Below are 19091 nucleotides of genomic sequence, written 5' to 3'. Positions count from 1 at the left end.
CTCGCCCGGGAAGCCGGACGCCGCCTCGGCGAGGTCCTGGCGACCGTCGTCACCCTGCTCAACCCGGGCGTGCTGATGCTGGCCGGAGACCTCTCCGGCGTGCCGTTCATGACCGGCGTACGCGAACTGCTCTACCAGCGCGCCATGCCCCGCACGACCGCCAACCTCCACGTCGTCACCTCACGGCTCGGCGACCACGCCGGTGTCATCGGAGCCGCCTCCATGGTCGTGGAGTTCCTCTACTCCCCCGACCGCGCCGACACCCGCCTGAGCCGCCTCGCGCCGTGACCGCGCAACCCCGCACACCCACAGGAACACCATGACCACACAACCCGCGCCCTGGACACACCGCCCCCTCGAGGTCGGCCTCGTCGGCGCCGGCCCCTGGGCCCGCGCCATGCACGCCCGCATACTCGCCGCAGGACCCGAAACCCGACTTGCCGCAGTCTGGGCCCGCCGACCCGAAGCGGCCCAGCAGACCGCCGCCCCCTACGCGGCCCACGTCGCCGCCGACTTCGAGGACCTCCTCGACCACTGCGAAGCCGTCGCCTTCGCCGTCCCACCCGCCGTCCAGGGCGAACTGGCACCCCTGGCCGCCAAGCGAGGCAAAGCCCTCCTGCTGGAAAAGCCCCTGGGCCCCGACCTGCCCACCGCCCAGCGCGTGGCGGACGCCATCGCCGAAGCCGGCGTGATCTCCCAACTCGTCCTCACCAAGCGCTACCACCCCGCCACCCGCGCCTTCCTCGACGCCGCCCGCACCCTCGACATCACCGGCGCACGTTCCTGCTACCTCCACGGCGCCTTCCTCGGCGGCGACTTCGCCACCACCTGGCGCCTCGAACACGGCGCCCTGCTCGACCTCGGCCCCCACCTCCTCGACCTCCTGGACGCCGCGATCGCCCCCATCACCGCCATCCGCGCCACCGGAGATCCCCGGCGCTGGATCGAGCTCACCTGCGAACACGTCAACGGCGCCATCAGCCAGGCCTCCCTGTCCGGCTCCGTCAACCTTCCCCACGCCCTCACCCGCGTCGAACTCTTCGGCCCCACCACCCCACTGGCCTACGACACCGCCACCATCGACCACGAGGAGGGCTGGCCCATCCTGCGCCGCGAATTCGCCACCGCCGTACGCACCCACACGCCCACCGCACTCGACGCCCAGCGCGGCCTCTACCTGCAATCCCTCATCGAACAAGCCACCCAGCAGTGAGCCGACCTGGGGATCGTCGCTGTTCGGGTCGCAGGGCTGCGCGGCCCTTACCCGGGACAGCGACGAGGGCCACCGTCACCCGCCCCCGGACCGCCTCCCTGGATGTCGGCACTGGGCAGTTCGGGGGGCCGGCCGCAGGCGTGGTGACGGACGCGGCGCCAACGGCGGCGGCCCGGGACGAGAGCAGCGCGACCATGCGGTGTCGCCCGCACCTGGCAGCGCGCCGTGAACGAGGCCCGCGCCTTGTATGAGCCCGAACAGGGCGAGGAAAGCGACAGCGTGGCATCGTGACGACCGCGCTTCGACCACGTCCCGCTACGCCCCGTGCCCTGTGCGGCTGGGCTTGCCCTGCGCGGAGCGCGGAGACCACGCCGACGCGCAACAACGGCTCCTCACCGGCTCGATCCCCCGCCGCACCGACCGCTGCCCAGCCCGCCCCAACCAAACGCCGGACGGGTGAGCGAGTCAGCCCTCTGCGTCCTCCTGCCCGGCCACGTCGCCAATGGCAACGCGCAGATCATGCATGCCCTGCAGGATGTCGATGAGGGCTTCCTCCGCCCCACCCAGAGCCTGTCGGGTTCCCTCCATATCACCGTGCTCCGCATGCAGCTGGGCGCTGAGCGTATACACCGCCGTCATGATGGCGACGAAGGAAGCCTCCCGGCCCCGTGACAGCTCCTCTGCCTCGGGCGAAATCTGCATCGCAGTGCGGTGCAGCCTGTTCGTCAGGACGTTGACCGCAAGGCCGGGGTCAGGGCCTACCTGATCCGTCCAGCCGAGTGACGTGTCAAGGACGTCGTCGATCCCCTCCTCCCCGGCCAGACGCGTCGCGGCGGTGATTTCCAGCTCTATCTTCGCCAGCAGACTCCCCAGCAGATGCAGACGGTCCTCTTCCCGCGGCACCTCGGGTCGCACTTTCGTATCTACCGCCGGCTCAGCCCCAGAGCGGCCAACGCGGCATAGACCTGTTCAGCAGTCACCGGACGCTCGCTACTGATGCTCACGCTCTCAGCTTCACCGCACGAAGGCGCAATCGCCCGCCCCCACACCGACAGTGAGATTCCCGGCGGTGTCCCGGGCGATCAGGTCGGCCTTTCCGTCGCCGGTGATGTCCCCGACCCCCACGACCCCGTTGTACGAGGCTCCCCAGCCGGTGGCGATCTTCACGCGCGCGGCGAAGGTGCCGTTACCTTTCCCGAAGTACCTGTACAGGTTGTTCGACTTGTCCTGCGCGACGAGATCACCGATCCCGTCACCGTTCAGATCCCCGGCCCCGACGACCTTCTTGTACGTCTTCCAGCTGTCGGCGTTCCTCGCCCTGTGGTGGGTTCCTCGGATCCTACCGATTCGGCTTGGCTGCGCTGATGTCACCGAGTGCCGACTGCGCATCGCGTTCGATCGCCATGTCGCCGATGGAGACGATGCCCACCGGGTGGCCCTCCTCGACAACCGGGAGGCGGCGGACGGAATGCTCGCGCATGAGGTCCACCGCACGATCGAGTTCCTCGTCGGGGGCCACGGTGACAAGATCGTCGCTGCAAGCGGAGGCCACGGTCTTCTGCTCCAGGTCGCCGCCCTCCGCCAGCGCACGCACCACGAGATCACGGTCACTGACCAGGCCCCGCAGTTCGTCTCCCTCGGTGACCAATACGATCCCGATGTTCTCGTCACGCATCTTCTGGGCCACCGCCGTCACCGACGCCTGCGGCTCCACCGTCACCAATTGGCTGGTCATGATGTCCCGTACATGCTGAGCCATGACGCCTCCCTTCACAGGTTCGGAACTGGCGCCTACTGCGCTACGCCAGCCGGGTACCCGACGCATGCTCCGCTGCACCTGGCAACAAGCCCAGGTTCCGCAGACCGCTGTCGGCGGCTGATCGAGGTGCTCGGCCTCCAAGAGGACACTGCATAGGCCCTGGCCGACGGCCTTCGCGCGCAGATCGACGAACTCCAGAGCCGACTGCGGGAAGCCGACGCCCACCCTGAGCGGAAGGCCCGGTTCGAGGCGAGATCTGGGCACCTGTCACACGGCACCCCGGGCCGCGCGCGGCCGAAGTCAGACATATCGCGTTACCAATCCGATACCCTCCGTGATGTTGCCGGGGGTGATCAGGGTGCGACCCCGACCCTCCTGCGCGGTGCCCCGAAGTACGAGGAGAGCAGCATGGCTACTGGCGTGGTGAAGTGGTTCAACGCGGATAAGGGCTTCGGCTTCATCGCGCAGGACGACGGCGGCCCGGACGTTTTCGTCCATTTCTCTGCCATCCAGAGGTCCGGCTTTAAGGAACTGTTCGAGAACGACCGCGTCAAGTACGACGTCACCCAGGGGCCCAAGGGCCCCCAGGCCGAGAACGTCACCGTCGCCGGGGACTAAACGAACCCGCCACGGCGCGAGCGATCGGCGGGCCCAATCGTCAGGGCTCCGAGAACGCCGGCAGGTACGACAGCCGGGAGGAAGCAGAGCGCGCGGCCCGCGCGGTGCCCGCCCGCAGGGCACACACCTGCTCAGGGGAGGTGCGTGCCCGATTGGCGGCGCGTCTCTCGGAAGACTCCGCTCTGATCCTTCTCAACCAGCAGGTCCGGATCCGCATCGGGTCCTGTGCCCGGCGCTCACCGCGAATGCGCGGACTTCCCGCTCCCTTCCGAGTTTCCAGCGCAATCGTTTCCACCCGCATATGCCACAAGAGGCGCGCGACAATGGAAGGGCACATCACATTCGACGGAAGGAGAAGTGTGATGGGCAAGACAGCTGAGTACCGGCAACAGGAGACGCATGCGGGCAACGGCCACGGTATGCACCTGCACATGCGCACCCTGCATCCTTCGGTGCCGATTCCGTATCTCAGCAAGGAGGAGATGACGAGCACGGCCCGAGCGGCGACGGCACGGCTGCCCGGTAGTCCGCCCGTCAAAGATCTGGCGTTCTACGGAGGACTTGGAGCGCTGGCCGTGGCGGGAGCTCTGGAGTGGCCGGTCGCCCTCGCCGTCGGCGGCGCCACCTGGCTGCTGCGCAGCGGGCGGAAGGAGAAGCCCGAGGCAGGCGTCAGGCCGTAGGGCATCCTGGGCCGCTGCAGAGCGCCGAGTCACGCAATGGGCAGGCGGTGACCGTGCGTCGAGAGCCCCAGGGCGCCAGAGGTTCCCGGGCGGCCCGATAGCCAGACCGTCGTTCAGGCTGGTCAGGGCTATCCAGGGTGGCCGCGAGGCCAGCGCGTGCGCTGCCGAAGGCGCCCTTGACTGACCGGACCAGCCGTACACTCAGCCTCGATCCACCGCGTGAATTCCGATCTTGGGATTCGGGTGGGTTCGGGGTGATCTTTTGGGTTCGGGGTGATCTTTCGGGTTCCGGGCAGGGTGGGGTGCCGGGAGGCCGTCCGATGCGGGATCTCCGAGGTCTTCCAGGTCGCGGGTGGTCAGGTGGGCCGTGGGGTTCAGGTGGTCATGCGTTGACCGGTGGCTGTCCACAGGTCGGCGAAGTCGTCGGCCCATCGCCAGTGTTCGGGCAGGTGGAGGGTGAGGCGGCGGGCTCCGGTGGCGAACCGGGCGGGGATGCTGATCAGGTCGCGGCGGATCGTTCCCGTCCGCGCTTTGGCATGGAAGACGGAGGCAAGGTGGCCGGCCGCGCGGGTCAGGTTGTAGGCGATGGCCGCCAGGGTGAGCCAGGCGGCGTTCGGGGTGCACTTCCCCGAGGGCAGGTGCGCGAGCGCGGAGTCCTCCAGGTCGGCGAAGACCTGCTCGACCTGGGCGTGTTCACGGTGCATCGGCTCGGCCTGGGCGAGGACGAACGGGCTGTCGGTGAAAACGGCGTGGTGGCGCCAGACGGCGAACAGTTCGGCCTGACCCTCGGGCACGCTCGCAGGGTTCAGCCGTTTGACCCGGCGCACGATGAGGCGGGCTATGGTGTGGAACGCCTTCTTCCTGCTGGTGAACGCGGTGAAGTCGATCTCGGTGATCTCGGCGTCGGAGACCCAGCGTTCCTCGTCGGCGTCCCAGACGGCGCTGGTGTACTTGATCGGCGTCCAGGCATCCTCGGGATGGAGGCGATGGCCTGGCGGATCTTCTTCCTGACCGCGACGGCGAGGGAGAAGCGGGCGCCGGCCTGGCGGCAGGCGTGCACGACCTGGCCGGAAAATCACAGCAACCTAGGACATGCGGGGACCTGCACCGTGCCGAGTATGATTGACGGGTCGTCCGGTCAGGCAGGCGCAGGAGTCAGGGTGACGGTGTTGCCGAGGCGTTCGAGCTCGCGAACGAGTTCGCGAGTACGGCGTTCGGGGTCGGTGCGGCGTTCGTACCAGTCGGGGCCCAGATCGGTGTAGCGGGCGCTTGGATCGGCGATCAGCTGCCAGACAATCTCGATGATGTTGCGCGCGAGTGCGGTCTGCGCCTTCTTCTTCGGTTTGCGTTTGATCAGGCGCCGGTAGCGGGTGCCCAGGAAGCTGCGGCTCTTGCCGGCCGTGACAGCGGCGGTTCCAAGAGCCCGTCGAAGCCAGGGGTTGCCGTGCCCGGTGCCGCCGGTGGAGTGCTTCGCCCCGGACTGCAGGGTGCGCGGCGTGAGCTTGGCCCAGGAGGCCAGGTGGCCGGGGGTGGGGAAGACACTCATGTCGAAGCCGGTCTCGGCGAGGATGTTCTGGGCGGTCACGACGCCCACGCCGGGGATCTCGGACAGGCGCTCCACCAGTGTCAGTTGTCGGCCGCCTCCGGCATCGGGGCCGTCCGTGCGGGTGGGGTCGAGTTCGGCGATGGCCGCCTCGATGCGGTGACCGAGGTCCGCGATCTGGGCGTCCAGATGGTCGATGCTTTCCAGGTACAGGTGGATCAGATAGCCGTGATGGTCGTCGAAGCGGCCCCGCAGCGCCGCCATCAGGTCATCCGGCTTGGCCCGAGGCACCCGTGGGCCAGACCGGCCAGGACGCGCGGGCTGCGTTCTCCGGAGACCAGTGCCCGCAGCATCGCTCGTCCGGAGACGCCGAAGAGGTCGGACACCACGGTGGACAGTTTGATCTGCGCGTCCTCGAGGACCTTCTCGACGCGTTCCTTGAAAGCGGTACGGTCGGCGGTCAGCACGGCGCGGGCGCGGGTGAGGTCGCGTATCCGACGGACCGCCGCGGGCGGGACGAAGGAGCGCCGTAGCATGCCGCGCTCGGCAAGCTTGGCCAGCCAGACCGCGTCCAGCTTGTCCGTCTTCGGCCGGCCGGGGACATTCTTGACGTCGCGGGCGTTGACCAGCCAGCAGGTCAGGCCCCGGTCCTCGAGCAGGTAGTAGAAAGGCCGCCAGTAGTCCGAGGTCGACTCCATCACCACCAACTCGATGCCCTGGCAGACCAGGTGGTCGGACAGCTCCAGGATCGCTGCGGTCGTCGCGCCCGTCTTGAAGATCTCCTGCCGCTTATGGCTCCCGTTGCCGGGCACCCGCGTACACACCATTGCCGAGGCCTTGGCGATGTCCAGGGCGGCGACGTGCGCCACTAACTCCCCGCCCGTGTCCAGCTCCGACACCTCGATCTGATCACCCATCACCGTCTTCCCTCCTACGTCCGCCGCCCCATGAGGCGCTGGTACGGGTCCCGCCCGGAGGGCCGCAGGGGGATGCCGAGTCTGGCCGGCGTGCTCGAAGCAACATGTCACTGCCCCGCGGTGCAGCCCCGGCATCAGACTTGTGGACGGACTCAGCAGGCCAGGGTCATGTCGACGTCGGACGCGGGCGGCACCCAAGCCGATTTTCGCGCCGTCACCACGGCGCGGGCAACGCGCCACCCCAACTTGTGGGAGAAGTACGCGGAGTCCGCCCCCACGACGATCTGGGCGGTGATGCCCATCGCCCGCACCGCGGGCAGCTCCCGCGACCACACCACGCTCACCACGATCCCGCCCGCAAGGTGCAGACGACCGTCATCAACCCGGAAGCCGCGCCGGGTGTAGTTCAGGCTCGGCCGCACCTCCCGCTTCTTCTTCCACCGGGGCATCCCCGCCCGACGGTGCGCCGCAACCCGGTCCCTGATGTCCTTCAAGGCCTTGGCGCGGGCCTTGGCGAAGTCGCGTATCACCTGCTGCTGAGGCACGCTCGCGCCCTCAGCCAGCCACGGCATCACCCTGCGGGCCTCGGTCAGCATCTTGTCGAGCTGAGCTTGACCGCACGTCAGCTTCTCGCCTGTTGCCCTGCACGTGGACCTGTTTGGACTTGGCCACGCATTCGTTCCAGATCCAGCGGCAGCGGTCCCACTCGGCTTCGAGCCGGCGCCTGGCCGTGTTCGACAGGCGCACACGGAAGGTGTACCGGGCATGCCCGGTGTCCTTCGTGGCCGCTGCTGTCGTCATGCATCCGAACCTACCCGGGAGGACTGACAGTTGAGAGTTCTCGATCATCGTGGGCGACATCACCGCCGTGCGGGGTGGACACCGGATCGCCCCGACGGCGATCCGGCTATCCCTGCCCTGCTCCGCAGGAGTCCGATTCCTCCCCGGCCTGAAGGCCGGGGCATCCTCGGAGGAACCCGGTGAAGGTGACCTCGACCTGCACACTGGATTCCTCGGCCGAGACCAGCGTGGCCAGCCACGTGCGGGAGACCAGATGCATGATCGCCAGCGCACACCGCTTGGCGGCGGTGAAGGCCGTGAAGTCGTAGATCAGATGGAGTTCGGCTGCCACTTTGCCCAGTCGGGGAAGGGGTGTTTCTCGCGCCGCTCCAGCCTGGGCCGGCCGGGCAGGGTGATGCCCTCGGCGTCCAGCACCGCAGCACGCTGGGGCCGCTGACGTGCACCCAGCCCAGGCGCGAGCCGCGGTGGGCGGGTTTGCGGTGCGAGCGGTCGATACCGCCCCACTCCTCGGACAGCTTCACGATCGCCGCCTGCTCCCAGCCCAGCAGGGCGTGCAGGGCCTCATCGGGGCCGGGCCGGGCATCATCGAGCCGGCCGGCGGCCCGCCGGGCCTGCCAGCGCAGGACCCGGACGTGATCGAGGCCGAGGGCGCCGGCCGCCTTGCGCACCGACCAGCCGTGCGCGGTGGCGTACTCGACCAACTCCAGCAGCCCGGCCTTGACATCGACCGCGACGCGCGGCGGGACCAGGCCCGCGGTCAGGCCCATCGCGCGTTCCCGCATCCAGGTGCGTGCGACCGCCTGCTCCGCGATCGTCGAGCGCAACCGCTCGATCTCCGCCCGGGCCTCGGCGAGCGCCAACTGCTCGACACTGGTCGCCTGCCGCCGGGCACCGCGGCGGCGAGTGCGTCCAGCGCACCCTGCTTGGCGGTCTTCAGGACCCCGACGACGGTCGAGCGGTCCACGGCAGTTGGAAGGCAACAAGTAGCCCCCGCTACTTTGCACCGTGGGTCAGACGACTAGGAGACCGGGGGCGTTTTTGCCGCCTCGCGCAGCCGCGCGCTGACGAGGTCGATGACCTCTTCGGTGGCTTGGGGAAAGGCCTTGGGCAGAATGGCGGTGAGATGGAAAGCGCCGTTCATACGCTGCTGCACGACGGGCGTACCGGCGCCGGCGAGTTTGCGGGCGTATCGCTCGCCCTCGTCACGGAGCGGGTCGAACTCCGCTGTGATCACTGTCGCCGGCGGCAGGTCGCTGAGATCGTCCGCGAGAAGCGGGGCGCACCGTGGATCGTGCGCCTGGTTCCGCCCTTCTGGCAGGTAGTGGTCCATGAACCAGTCCAGGACGTCACGGGTCAGGTAGTACCCGGAGCCGTAGTCGCGCATGCTGGGCGTGTCGGCGTAGGGGAGGGTGAGCGGGACCATCAGCACCTGGTGCCGAAGGTCGAGTCCGTGGGCGCGCCCGAGTTGGCTTACCACTGCGGCCAGGTTTCCCCCCGCGCTGTCCCCGGCCACCGACATGCGCGCGGCGTCGATGCCGAAGTCGGCGGCGTGCCGGGAAACGTAGGTGGTGGCGGCGAGGACGTCCTCGAGGGCCGCCGGAAACGGGTGATCCGGAGCCCGTCGGTACTCCACGGACACCACCGTGTGTGCTGCGCGCCGAGCCAGCGAGCCACAGAGCCAGTCGAAGCCCTCGATCTCGCCGACGACGAAACCGCCCCCATGGAAGTACATCAAGCCAGGCAGCGTACCCTCGGCGTGCTCCGGCCGGTACACACGAACACGTAGCGGGCCCCCGGGGCCGGGGATGCTCACGTCCTGCGTCGACACGCCATCAACGGAATCGCCGGCGTAGTCGAATATCTCGACGTCGGCGCGAGCCTCTTCGACAGACGCCCACAGCCTGTCGGTAGGCCACACCTTGGCCATGAGTGTCTTCGTCAGCTCGGTCGAATCTGAAGTGAGCATGAGGGTCTCCTGGTCGCAACAGCAGCTGCCAAGGGCGGGCGCAATCCGGATCTTCCTGGACAGGAGCCGGGGCCATGGCCGGAATATAACCCGGATCAGGTGGTCAGTCCCGGTCGAGGCGGTCGGTTATCCCGCCGCATGTCCTCCGGCTCCGACTCGGTTCCGCTGCCCGGCGTCGGGCAATTTACGCCCTGGTGCCGGACGGGCGTTCGCCGACCATAGCGGCTGGTCAGCCCGTCGACCTGCTCGGCGAAGGTCACCCGCGCGCAGTTGCCGTTGTCGCAGAACAGCCGACGCACCGACAACTCGATGACCATGGGCCAGGCACCGACCGGCGCATCGGCGATCCTGCGCGCCGTCCCGCCCGAGGAAGCGGCTGGCTCCGTCGGAGGGGTACGAGATGTTCGTTGCGGTGTTGACCAGCAGCACACGCAGCGGGAGGCCGCCGAGCGGTGGGGCGGTCCTGGTCGGCCTGGTCGGCGATCCCCGCGAACGGTCGGCCGTGCACGAAAGGCCGGCCGAGCTCAGCGCTTCTGCGATCTCGCCGGCGTTGTGGTCCCAGGTGTCCTCGACCTTCAGCTGGAAATGACGCTCGGCCCAGTTGGCCGTGGCCGTGTGGTGAACCGGCCACTGCCGCCCCTCCACCTGCAGCCGAACTTGCCCTGGGCAGCACCCGCTTCACCCAGCTCATGCAGCAACTGCGCGCCGAACAGGCACAGCACCGGGCGCGGGAACATCCGGTCATCGACTGACGCCACGCCCCGTGCGGTCGCTGTCCGGCTCCCGCGCCGGACAGCACACCGCGTACTGGGTCATCACGGCTGACAGGTACCATATGGGGTGTATTAACCATTCTGGAGGAATCTCCACGTGCTGAGCTCGATACTTACTGTCACCGCGCAGGTCAGCGTTGACAGGCGCAACGTCGGAGGGCATCGCCGGGCGGCAACCGGGACCATCTCCTCGCCGTCCCTTGCGGCCCGCGCGCCTGCGGTTGCGGTGCGGTGCGGGCATCTCGAGACGCAACTGTGGGGGACCCTGCAGAAACCAGGGGCAGCACGCGCGCGATGATCGGCCGGGATGAGGAGTTGCGCACCCTGCGCGGGGTGTTGTCGGACGCGGCGGCGGGGCATGGCGATGTGTTGCTGGTCCATGGCACCGCTGGCGTCGGCAAGTCGGCTCTGTTGCGCACATTCGGCGCCGAGGCGGCGGAAAGCGGTTTCAGGGTGCTGCGCACGTCGGGCGTGGAGACCGAGCAATGGCTGCCGTTCGCCGCACTACAACTGCTGCTGCAACCAGTTGCCCGGGGCGTCGAGAATCTGCCGGCCCCACATCGGCGGGCGCTGAGCGGCGCCCTTGGTGTCACGGAGACCGAGCCCGAGATATTCCGGGTGGGACTTGCCGTACTCGAACTGCTCGCCGACGCGGCCGAACGGCAGCCGGTCCTGCTGCTTGTCGACGACCTGCAGTGGATCGATTCGTCCAGCCGGGACGTGCTCAGGTTCGTGACCCGGCGCACCTCCGACTTCGCCATACTGGCCGTCTGCGCCGCCCGGATTGACTCCTCCGATTCGTACACCCCGAGCGCGTACCCGGACCTTCGTCTGGGACCGCTCGGCCGGACGGCCGCGGCCGAGCTGCTCGACGCCAGCGCGCCCGGCTTGCCGGCGCCGCTGCGGAAACTCATCCTGGAGCGCGCCGCGGGTAATCCGCTGGCCCTGGTCGAGCTGCCCAAGGCGGTGCAGGGCATGACCGCCCAGATGGACGGCCTGCCGCTGACCCAGCGGCTGGAGGACGCGTTCGCCGCGCGTAGCGACTCGGCGAGCCGGGAGTGCCGCGCGTTCCTTCTGGCCCTGGCCGCCGAGCCGACCGCGCCGCTGAACCGGCTGCTGGAAGTATCCACTCACCTCTCCGGCTCGGCGGTTTCCGTGGACGCAGTGCAGGAGGCGGTCGACGCGGGTCTGGTCACCCTGGTCGGCTGGACTCCCGAGTTCCGGCATCCGCTGATGCGCTCGGCGATCTACACTCGTGCCTCGGTCGCCGACCGGCTGGCCACCCACCGCGCCCTGGCAGCGGTGATGGAGGACACCCCCGAGCGCCAGCTCGCTCACCAGGCCGCGGCCGTGATCGGCCCGGATGAGGAATTGGCCGCCCGGCTCGAGCGTTTCGCCGACACGTCGCAGGCCCGGGGCAAGGTGGCGGCGGCCGTCCCGGCCCTGCGCCAGGCGGCCGAACTCGTCCACGACGCGCAGCGCCGGACCGGCATCCTGGTCCGGGCGGCCGAGCTGTCCAGCGAGATCAACGACCGCGTCCAGACCCAGATGCTGCTGGACCGCACCGATGTGAGCGTGCTGGGCCCGGTGGAGCGGGCCCGCCTCCTGGTCGTGTACGACAATGCCGCGTTCGAACCGGACGAACCGCACCGGCGGATCCACGACATGGTCACCGCGGCGGCCGGCGCGTTCGACGCAGGGAGCGCGGACGTCGCCGAGAACCTGCTGTGGCGTGCCGCCGCACGATGCTTCTTCCAGGACGGCGACCCACAGGTTCGCGCTCAGACCGTGGCCGAACTGGACCGGTGGGACCCCGATCCGAACGCCCCCCACGTGCTGGTGGTGCGGGCATACGCCGAGCCGTACCGGCACGGGGCGGACGTGCTCGTACGGCTGGACGGCCTCGAGCCGGATCGTGAGGACGGCCGGATCCTGCACTTCCTCGGCGACGGCGCGATGGCCATGGGCGACATCAGCCGCGCCGCCCGGTATCTGGGGCTGGCGGCTGCGGCGTGGCGGTCGCAGGGCATGCTCGGGCTGCTCGCCCGTTCGCTGGCCACTGGCTGGCCGCGGCTGTTCCTCGGTCAGCTCGACCGGGCGCGCGAGGAGTCTGCTGAAGGGCTCGCTCTGGCCGAGGAGACCGGAGAGTGGATCGTGTGGCTCGCCCTGAAGGCGGCGGCCGGCCTGGTGGCGGCGCTGCGCGGTGAGGCCGAGGGCGCAGTGCGGTCGATCCGCGAATTGCGCGCCCACAGCCTGTTCGCCGGCATGCCGTTCGTCACCGTGCTGGCGCAGCAGGTCGACGGGCTGCTCGCCCTTTTCGACGGGCGCGCAACCGAGGCATACGACATTCTCGCATGCGCGTTCGATTCGGCCGACCCGCGCTACCACTCGGTGAGCCGCTGGCTGCTCGCGCCGGACCTGGCGGACGCCGCGGTGGCCGCCGGCACCGTGGAGCACGCCCGGGAACTGCTCGCCGAACTTCCCGAGCTGGCCAGTCGGCTGCCCTCGGAAATGATGGTGGTCGCGCACGCCTACACCGACGCGGTGCTGGCTCCGGACGACACAGCCGAGGAGCGCTACGCCGCAGCGCTTACCGTGTTGCCGGCGAGCTGGACGCTGGCGCGCGCCCGGCTGCACCTGCACCACGGCCGCTGGCTGCGCCGACAGCGCCGCTACGTGGACGCCCGGAACCCGCTGCGCACGGCCCGCGACGAGTTCGACCGGATCGGCGCGCAGCCCTGGGCCGAGATGGCCCGCGAGCAGCTGCGTGCCACCGGCGAGTCGAACGGTCGGCGGCACGCGCACACCAGCGAGCAGCTTTCGGCACAGGAAATGCAGGTGGCCGAGCTGGCGGCACAGGGGCTGAGCAACCGGGAGATCGGCCAGCGGCTGTTCATCTCGCACCGCACCGTCGGAGCGCACCTGTACCGGATCTATCCGCGCCTGGGCATCACCAGCCGGGGCAAGCTCGCCGCCGCGCTCGCCGCCCTCCAGAGGAACGAGCCGAGGGCAACGGACCCGACGGCCCCGGGTGAACGGTAGGCGCATGACCGGGCTGCCCACGGTAGTTGTCGCGTCAGCCGGTCAGCAGCGTGCCGAACAGCGTCGACATCGGCGCGTCTGCGCAACGGATGGTCGCCGCCCCCCGGAGTCGCTGGTGACGTGCTCGGTGGGGATGTTTTCCAGCGGCAAGATGTCGCCATATGGGGCGGTGCTGAGGAACGCCTCCCTGACCTGGCGATGGTCGTCGTGGTCGAAGGGACCCTCACTCGATCCTGAGGTGTTTGCGGGCCCGGCAGACCAACTGTCGAGCGTTGCCCTCGCTGGTCTGCACGATGGCCGCCACGAGGGCGTAGGGGAAATCGAGGCTTCCCGGAGGATATAGGCGACCCGTTCTATCGGGTTCAGCTTCTCCATGAGGAAGAGAACCGCGAAACTGAGCGTCTCGTCCTGCTCGGTGCCTACCTGTGGGTCCAGGCAAATTTCCGTCTTTACCGGAAGATCACCGTAGCCCGAACATTCTCGTGACTAATTGTCCTGAGTGGCGGGATCCCTCCGCATCTGCCACGGCATTACCACACCGTGCAAGATGAGCCGACAGCAAGGCGCCGGCCCGGTGACCGGATCATGATTATCGCCTCCACGGACCCGCTATTACCTGAAACAAACGCGGGACCAGCCTCCACTCGCTTCCCGAGCCCAAACATCGGTCATCTGACTGCGGCGCCGTGCACGAGGACATGGCCAGGGGTGGCAGGAGGCCATGAGCGAGCCCTTCGTACGCCTTCCTGACAGGCCCGCGGCACGGAGCCGCGCGCGGTCCGCAGCGGGTAGGGCCCGGGCCAATCGTTTCCGCTCATAGTCATTCGACTGATGCCTGAGGTCTCAACCGGCCCCAGACTCGCAATAGCCTGATCCAGCGGAGCAGGTGACGAAGTGCCGAACCAACCGTTGCGTAATTCACGGCGCTGTGCGGGTACCGATCAGTGCCCGCCAGGGCGGGAAGACGGGAGGGGGCGAATCGATGGCTCGGCCTGACGCGCGGTCTCGACGGTCGGTTCCTCGGACCGGTTGCACAACGCCGAATACCACCAGTACACCCCGCCGGGCTTTCAGGATCAGGCGGCTTCGTCTTGATGTCTACGTCTGTGCCTGAACCGAAAACAAAGATGCAACACCAATAACGATGAGGAGTAAGTAATTATGGTGCAGCCTGTCACGGGCTTTCCCGGGGTAACCGTGGAAACCGATGTACGGTGCCGGTTGCGTGACGGCGTCGAACTGCTCGCGGACGTTTACCGCCCGGACGCGGCAGGAGGTCCCTATCCGGTTCTGCTGCAGCGCACCCCGTACGGGAAGCAGGGCGCCCAGTCGGAAACAGCGTTCGCGCACCCGGCCTGGTACGCCCAGCAGGGATTCATCGTTGTCGTCCAGGACGTACGGGGGCGGTATGCGTCCGAGGGCGAGTTCTACCCGTTCCGTGACGAGGGCCGTGACGGCTACGACGCCGTAGAGTGGGCGGCCGGCCTGCCCGGGACGAACGGCCGGGTGGGTATGTACGGGTTCTCCTACGCCGGGTTCACCCAGCTCCTGGCCGCGGTCGAGCAGCCGCCCAGCCTGGCCGCGATCAGCCCGGCCATGACGAATTCCCAGGCCTACGAGGGATGGACCCACAACAAGGGTGCCTTCGCCTACGGGTTCAACGCGTTTTGGTCCGCCTACCTGGGCATCGCCGAAGCGGTCCGGCGCGGCGACCAGGAGCGTATCGATGCGCTCAGTGGCGCCCTGATGCACGCGCCGGACAACTTCTGGATGGCTCCGGAGGCCTTTCCCGCCCTCGACCGGGACATCACGCCCTACTACTTCGACTGGATCGAGCACCCTACGTACGACGACTACTGGGCACGCTGGTCCATCGACAGCGACTACAGCCGCATCCAAGTGCCCGCATTGCATGTGGCCGGTCTCTACGACGTGTTCGTGTCAGGGACCAAGCGCAACTTCGTGGGGCTCCGCAGCGGCGCGAGCACCCCCGAGGTCGCCGCACGGCAGAAGTTCGTGGTGGCACCCTTCCACCACATGCCCTGGTACCCCGTCGTCCAGGTGGAGGATGCGAACTCCAAGGTCGTCGACGACTGTCAGGTGCGGTTCTTCACGGAGACGCTCAAGGAGACGGACACCGGCACCTTCGAATCCTCGGTCAGTACCTACGTCCTCGGCGCGGGCTGGCGTGACTTCTCAGCCTGGCCGCCGCAAGAGGCACGGATGGAGCGGCTCTTCCTGCACTCGCAAGGACGCGCCAACACCCGCTTCGGCGACGGCACTCTGGACACCCGGACGCCGGGTGACGAGTTGCCCGACCTCTACATCTACGACCCGAACGCGCCGGTCATGAGCGCGGGTGGCCATTCCTGCTGCGTCGAGGAACTGACACCGATGGGGCCGGCCTGCCAGTGCCGGCGCGAGAACGGCAAGGGCGTGCTCGTCTACACGACCGCTCCGCAGGAGCGGGATGTGGACGTGGTCGGCGATGTGACGCTGACCCTCTACGCGGCCTCCTCGGCCACCGACACCGATTGGACCGCGCGCCTGTGCCTGGTCGACGAGGACGGCTGCTCGCGCAACCTGCAGGAGGGCATCGTGCGGGCCGCCTTCCGCGACTCCCTGACCACGCCGCAGCCCATCACCCCGGGCGAGGTCTATGAGTACGTCATCGATCTGGGTCCGGTGTCGGCTCGCGTCCCGGCCGGGGCGCGGCTGCGCATTGACGTCACGAGTTCGGATTTCCCGCAGTGGGCGCGGAATTCCAACTCCGGTTACCCGGGCGACGGAGTGCCTCAGGTGGCCACCCAGACCATCCTGCACACGGCGGAGTATCCCTCCCACCTCACGCTGCCGATGCTCCCTGCATAGAAGCAGCATCTCTGTCAGCACCTGGGCGCTGCTGTACCAGCAGTGCAGGACTGCGGTCGTACGGCACCAGGGCACGAAGGCGATTGGCTCAAGGCACTGAGCATCACTCGGTTTCCCTCAGCCAATCACAGACGCTGACAGCACCCCAGTGGGCCTGGGACATCGGCAAGTCCGAGACCCGCCGACGGGCCCTGCTGCGCGCAGCCTGGAGGGAAGTCAGAGAGAGCGCCTGGGCGGCCATCGCCGAGTCGCGCCACCGTCAAGCCCAGCATCTTTGGCGCGCGCCAGGCCGAACTCCTGGGCCAGGCCGTCGCCGAATCCGAGCAGCACCGCCAGTGGTGCGCCCCCAGCGCGGATTTACCCCCGGACAGCCCACCGAGATCTTCGACACCTGCTTTGTCCCCTGATCCCGGGACTAAAGGTCCTCACCGTCTCGCGTCGTCGGGAACCCACGCCGACGCGGAGCGCGTTCCCCCATCCCCTGTAACACCATCCCCTGTAACACCATCCTTATGAGCGACCCCAACGCACCCTCCTTGGCCTTCCGGCGCAGCTCCCAGGAGTTCCTGCTGACCTTCGTCCTGCTGTTCGGCGTGACGACCATCGTGCGGTGGGTCATCGGCCCGTCCGCGGTCTCCGAGGCGATTCCCGGAATCCGCCTGAAGCTGCTCGTCGTCGGCGTGGCCGCCGGCCTGCTGGCCACCGGGCTCATCCTCAGTCCTCCCGGCAAGCAGTCCGGCGGACACATGAACCCGGCGATCTCCTTCGCCATGTGGCGCTTCGAGGTTTTCCCTGGCGCGGTGGTGGCGCCGTACATCGTGGCCCAGCTCGCCGGATCCCTGCTCGGCGTGCTCGCGGCGCGGGGCGTGTGGGGCAGCGCCGTCGGCGCTCCTCCGGTGGCCTATGCCGCCCTGCAGCCTGCACTCGGCTGGTCGGCCACGGGGCTCTTCCTGGCGGAGACGGCGTCCACTGGCGTCATCGTTCTCCTCGTGGGGCTGTTCCTGTCGGTGCACCAGCTGACGCGCTTCATCCCCTATCTGGTGGGCGTCCTCGTCTGCCTGTGCATCGTCCTGCTGGGCACGAGCACTGGTGGCAGCCTCAATCCCGCCCGCCAGTTCGGCCCGGCGCTGGCCGCCGGGCAGTTCGACTTCCTGTGGGTCTATCTCCTGGCCCCCATGGCCGGAGCCGTCCTGGCCCCGGTGGTACGGGATCTGCTTCCCGGACGCCGCCGGGTGCCCCCCACCAGTTGCACGACGCCGACGTGCCGCCGCTGCACAACCCCGCGACCCGGTGAACCGCGCCCACCCGGGTACCGGTCGGCCCACCGGAGCACGTCACAGCACCCCTTATCCATCAAGAATAAACGTTGAAGTTTACACTACTGTGGGAAGTGCGACGATGAATGAGACCCAGGCCGAGGCCACCGTAGAGATCCTGTCCCCCCGCGACGTGCCCCTGGGCGGCCCCCGGGCGATGAACGTGCGGCGCACCCTGCCGCAGCGATCCCGATCGCTGATCGGTGCGTGGTGCTTCGCCGACTACTACGGTCCGGACGAGATAGCGGTCACCGGCGGCATGGATGTCGCACCGCATCCCCATATTGGGCTCCAGACCGTCTCCTGGCTCTTCAAGGGTGAGCTCGAACACCGCGACAGCCTGGGGACGCACTCGATAATCCGCCCCGGCGAGCTCAACCTCATGACCGGCGGACACGGCATCTGCCACTCGGAGGTCTCCACCGCGAGCACCGACGTCCTGCATGGCGCGCAGCTGTGGGTGGCGCTCCCGGACCGGTACCGAGACACCGGCCCCGACTTCCACCACTACGCCCCGCAGGCTGCCGTCCTTGACGGAGGCGAGGCCAAAGTGTTCCTGGGCTCCCTCGCTGGTGACACCTCACCGGTCCCCACTTTCAGCCCCCTTCTTGGCGCCGAACTTCGTCTGGACCCCGGTGCGACCATCACCCTCGCGGTCGACCCCGCCTTCGAGCACGGCCTCCTCGTCAACAGTGGGGACGTCTCCCTGGCCGGCACTCGGCTGAGCCCGTCCCATCTCGGGTACCTCCCCGTCGGCAGGGACACCTTGACCATGACCAACCACTCGGACGCACCCGCGGTGACTCTGTTGCTCGGCGGCCCGCCCTTCGGCGAGGAGATCCTCATGTGGTGGAATTTCGTCGGCCGTACCCAGGAGGACATCGAGAAGGCCCGCGAGGACTGGATGAACGGCTTCCGCTTCGGCGAGGTGATCGGGTACCCGGGAGATCCCCTTCCCGCGCCCGAACTCCCGCGGGTGCCGATGAAGCCGCGAGCCTGACACGCCCCGTAGATAAGGATCCGGTCGAGGATTTCGCGGCGCAGGGTGCCCCACGGCTCTTTCGCAGATCGCGTTCGCTCTCGGTGCTCGGGGTGGGTTGAGTAGGACCTTGCCCCTGCCGAAAACCTCATCCGTGCAGGTGAGAGCCAATATGCGGGTTCCGCGGGCCGGCGGCCCGCGGGCTCGGGTCGGGGCTCTGGCGCGAGTGCCCAATCCTGCGGGAACATGATCGATCGTGCGACTGGCCTACCTGGGTGTGACGAACGCGTTCGCCATGCTGCGCTTGCTACCGATGAGCGACCGGGACAAGGACGTCGAGATCCTGGGGGTTGGGAGCTGTTCGGTTTCGGATGTGCAGGAGTGTGTGTGAGTGTGCACGAGCGTGTACTTGTTCGTGGTGGTGCAGCGCGTACGGCGCATGGCGGGCACTGTCAGTGCCGGCCGGTAGCGTTCTTCCTGTTGCTGATCACGTGTGGGGGAGGGGGGTGCATCGATGGGTGGTGAGTCGCTGCGTACGATCGCTGCCCCCTTCGTGGCCGTCGGCCCGTCCGGCGTGGCGATCCGCACCCGCCTCAAGGGCCTCACGCCGGAC

At 68.5% G+C, this 19091-nt stretch carries 17 protein-coding genes and 2 pseudogenes; 8 read left to right on the top strand and 11 right to left on the bottom strand.

What is annotated here, in order from left to right; genetic code table 11:
• Together ACWDA7_RS38465 and ACWDA7_RS38460 are read left to right on the top strand one after the other, a co-directional pair.
• The coding region (locus ACWDA7_RS38465; RefSeq protein WP_450610825.1) for an ROK family protein at positions 1–288 on the top strand (288 nt) is incomplete at its 5' end.
• Between the two features lie 31 nt (positions 289–319).
• Entirely contained in the window at positions 320–1213 is an 894-nt protein-coding gene (locus tag ACWDA7_RS38460) for a Gfo/Idh/MocA family protein (RefSeq protein ID WP_450610823.1), read from the top strand.
• Positions 1214–1678: 465 nt separating this feature from the next.
• Here the strand turns inward: ACWDA7_RS38460 and ACWDA7_RS38455 are convergent, their stop codons facing one another.
• From ACWDA7_RS38455 to ACWDA7_RS38445, 3 genes are all read right to left on the bottom strand, one after another.
• Positions 1679–2128: a hypothetical protein gene (locus tag ACWDA7_RS38455; RefSeq protein WP_450610821.1), complete on the bottom strand. Its 450-nt coding sequence runs from the start codon at positions 2126–2128 to the stop codon at positions 1679–1681.
• Between the two features lie 99 nt (positions 2129–2227).
• Complete coding sequence (locus tag ACWDA7_RS38450) at positions 2228–2584, bottom strand: FG-GAP repeat domain-containing protein (protein ID WP_450610819.1); 357 nt, start codon at positions 2582–2584, stop codon at positions 2228–2230.
• Positions 2553–2972 carry a CBS domain-containing protein gene (locus ACWDA7_RS38445; RefSeq protein WP_450610817.1) on the bottom strand — a complete coding sequence of 140 codons (420 nt, stop codon included), beginning with the start codon at positions 2970–2972 and terminating at the stop codon, positions 2553–2555. The genes ACWDA7_RS38450 and ACWDA7_RS38445 overlap by 32 nt, the downstream gene beginning before the upstream one ends.
• A 408-nt stretch (positions 2973–3380) precedes the next feature.
• On the opposite strand from ACWDA7_RS38445, the gene ACWDA7_RS38440 reads away from it, so the two are divergent.
• Entirely contained in the window at positions 3381–3590 is a 210-nt protein-coding gene (locus ACWDA7_RS38440; protein WP_450610815.1) for a cold-shock protein, read from the top strand.
• A gap of 362 nt (positions 3591–3952) precedes the next feature.
• Positions 3953–4270, top strand: coding sequence for a hypothetical protein (locus ACWDA7_RS38435; RefSeq protein WP_450610814.1), 318 nt, complete (start codon positions 3953–3955; stop codon positions 4268–4270).
• A gap of 374 nt (positions 4271–4644) precedes the next feature.
• Here the strand turns inward: ACWDA7_RS38435 and ACWDA7_RS38430 are convergent, their stop codons facing one another.
• The 8 genes and pseudogenes from ACWDA7_RS38430 to ACWDA7_RS38395 all read right to left on the bottom strand — a co-directional run.
• Entirely contained in the window at positions 4645–5349 is a 705-nt protein-coding gene (locus ACWDA7_RS38430) for a transposase (RefSeq protein WP_450610812.1), read from the bottom strand.
• Between the two features lie 59 nt (positions 5350–5408).
• Positions 5409–6077, bottom strand: a complete 669-nt coding sequence (locus ACWDA7_RS38425; protein ID WP_450610810.1) for a transposase — start codon at positions 6075–6077, stop codon at positions 5409–5411.
• A complete protein-coding gene (locus ACWDA7_RS38420) occupies positions 6077–6730 on the bottom strand; it encodes an IS110 family transposase (RefSeq protein WP_450610808.1) in 654 nt (217 codons plus the stop codon). Before ACWDA7_RS38420 ends, ACWDA7_RS38425 begins: the two co-directional genes overlap by 1 nt.
• Before the next feature lie 311 nt (positions 6731–7041).
• A pseudogene (locus ACWDA7_RS38415) lies at positions 7042–7531 on the bottom strand (RNA-guided endonuclease TnpB family protein); the annotation flags it as partial.
• A 106-nt stretch (positions 7532–7637) separates the two neighbouring features.
• The gene (locus tag ACWDA7_RS38410) at positions 7638–7862 is read right to left on the bottom strand and encodes a hypothetical protein (protein ID WP_450610806.1); all 225 of its coding nucleotides are present in this window, start codon (positions 7860–7862) and stop codon (positions 7638–7640) included.
• A gap of 687 nt (positions 7863–8549) precedes the next feature.
• Entirely contained in the window at positions 8550–9497 is a 948-nt protein-coding gene (locus tag ACWDA7_RS38405) for an alpha/beta hydrolase (RefSeq protein ID WP_450610804.1), read from the bottom strand.
• 95 nt (positions 9498–9592) lie between these two features.
• Complete coding sequence (locus ACWDA7_RS38400; RefSeq protein WP_450610826.1) at positions 9593–9814, bottom strand: hypothetical protein; 222 nt, start codon at positions 9812–9814, stop codon at positions 9593–9595.
• A 205-nt stretch (positions 9815–10019) separates the two neighbouring features.
• Positions 10020–10142 (bottom strand): annotated as a pseudogene (locus ACWDA7_RS38395) (baeRF2 domain-containing protein); the annotation flags it as partial.
• A gap of 422 nt (positions 10143–10564) precedes the next feature.
• Here ACWDA7_RS38395 and ACWDA7_RS38390 point away from each other — a divergent pair.
• The 4 genes from ACWDA7_RS38390 to ACWDA7_RS38375 all read left to right on the top strand — a co-directional run bounded on the left by ACWDA7_RS38390 (position 10565) and on the right by ACWDA7_RS38375 (position 18499).
• Complete coding sequence (locus tag ACWDA7_RS38390) at positions 10565–13312, top strand: ATP-binding protein (protein ID WP_450610802.1); 2748 nt, start codon at positions 10565–10567, stop codon at positions 13310–13312.
• A gap of 1161 nt (positions 13313–14473) precedes the next feature.
• On the top strand, positions 14474–16183 hold the full coding sequence (locus ACWDA7_RS38385) for a CocE/NonD family hydrolase (RefSeq protein ID WP_450610800.1): 1710 nt from the start codon (positions 14474–14476) through the stop codon (positions 16181–16183).
• 512 nt (positions 16184–16695) lie between these two features.
• The gene (locus ACWDA7_RS38380) at positions 16696–17553 is read left to right on the top strand and encodes an MIP/aquaporin family protein (protein WP_450610799.1); all 858 of its coding nucleotides are present in this window, start codon (positions 16696–16698) and stop codon (positions 17551–17553) included.
• 28 nt (positions 17554–17581) lie between these two features.
• On the top strand, positions 17582–18499 hold the full coding sequence (locus tag ACWDA7_RS38375; RefSeq protein WP_450610798.1) for a pirin family protein: 918 nt from the start codon (positions 17582–17584) through the stop codon (positions 18497–18499).
• Positions 18500–19091 lie beyond the last annotated feature (592 nt).

The organism is Streptomyces sp. NPDC001156 (assembly GCF_053598275.1).
This window is presented reverse-complemented; position numbering and strand designations above follow the sequence as displayed.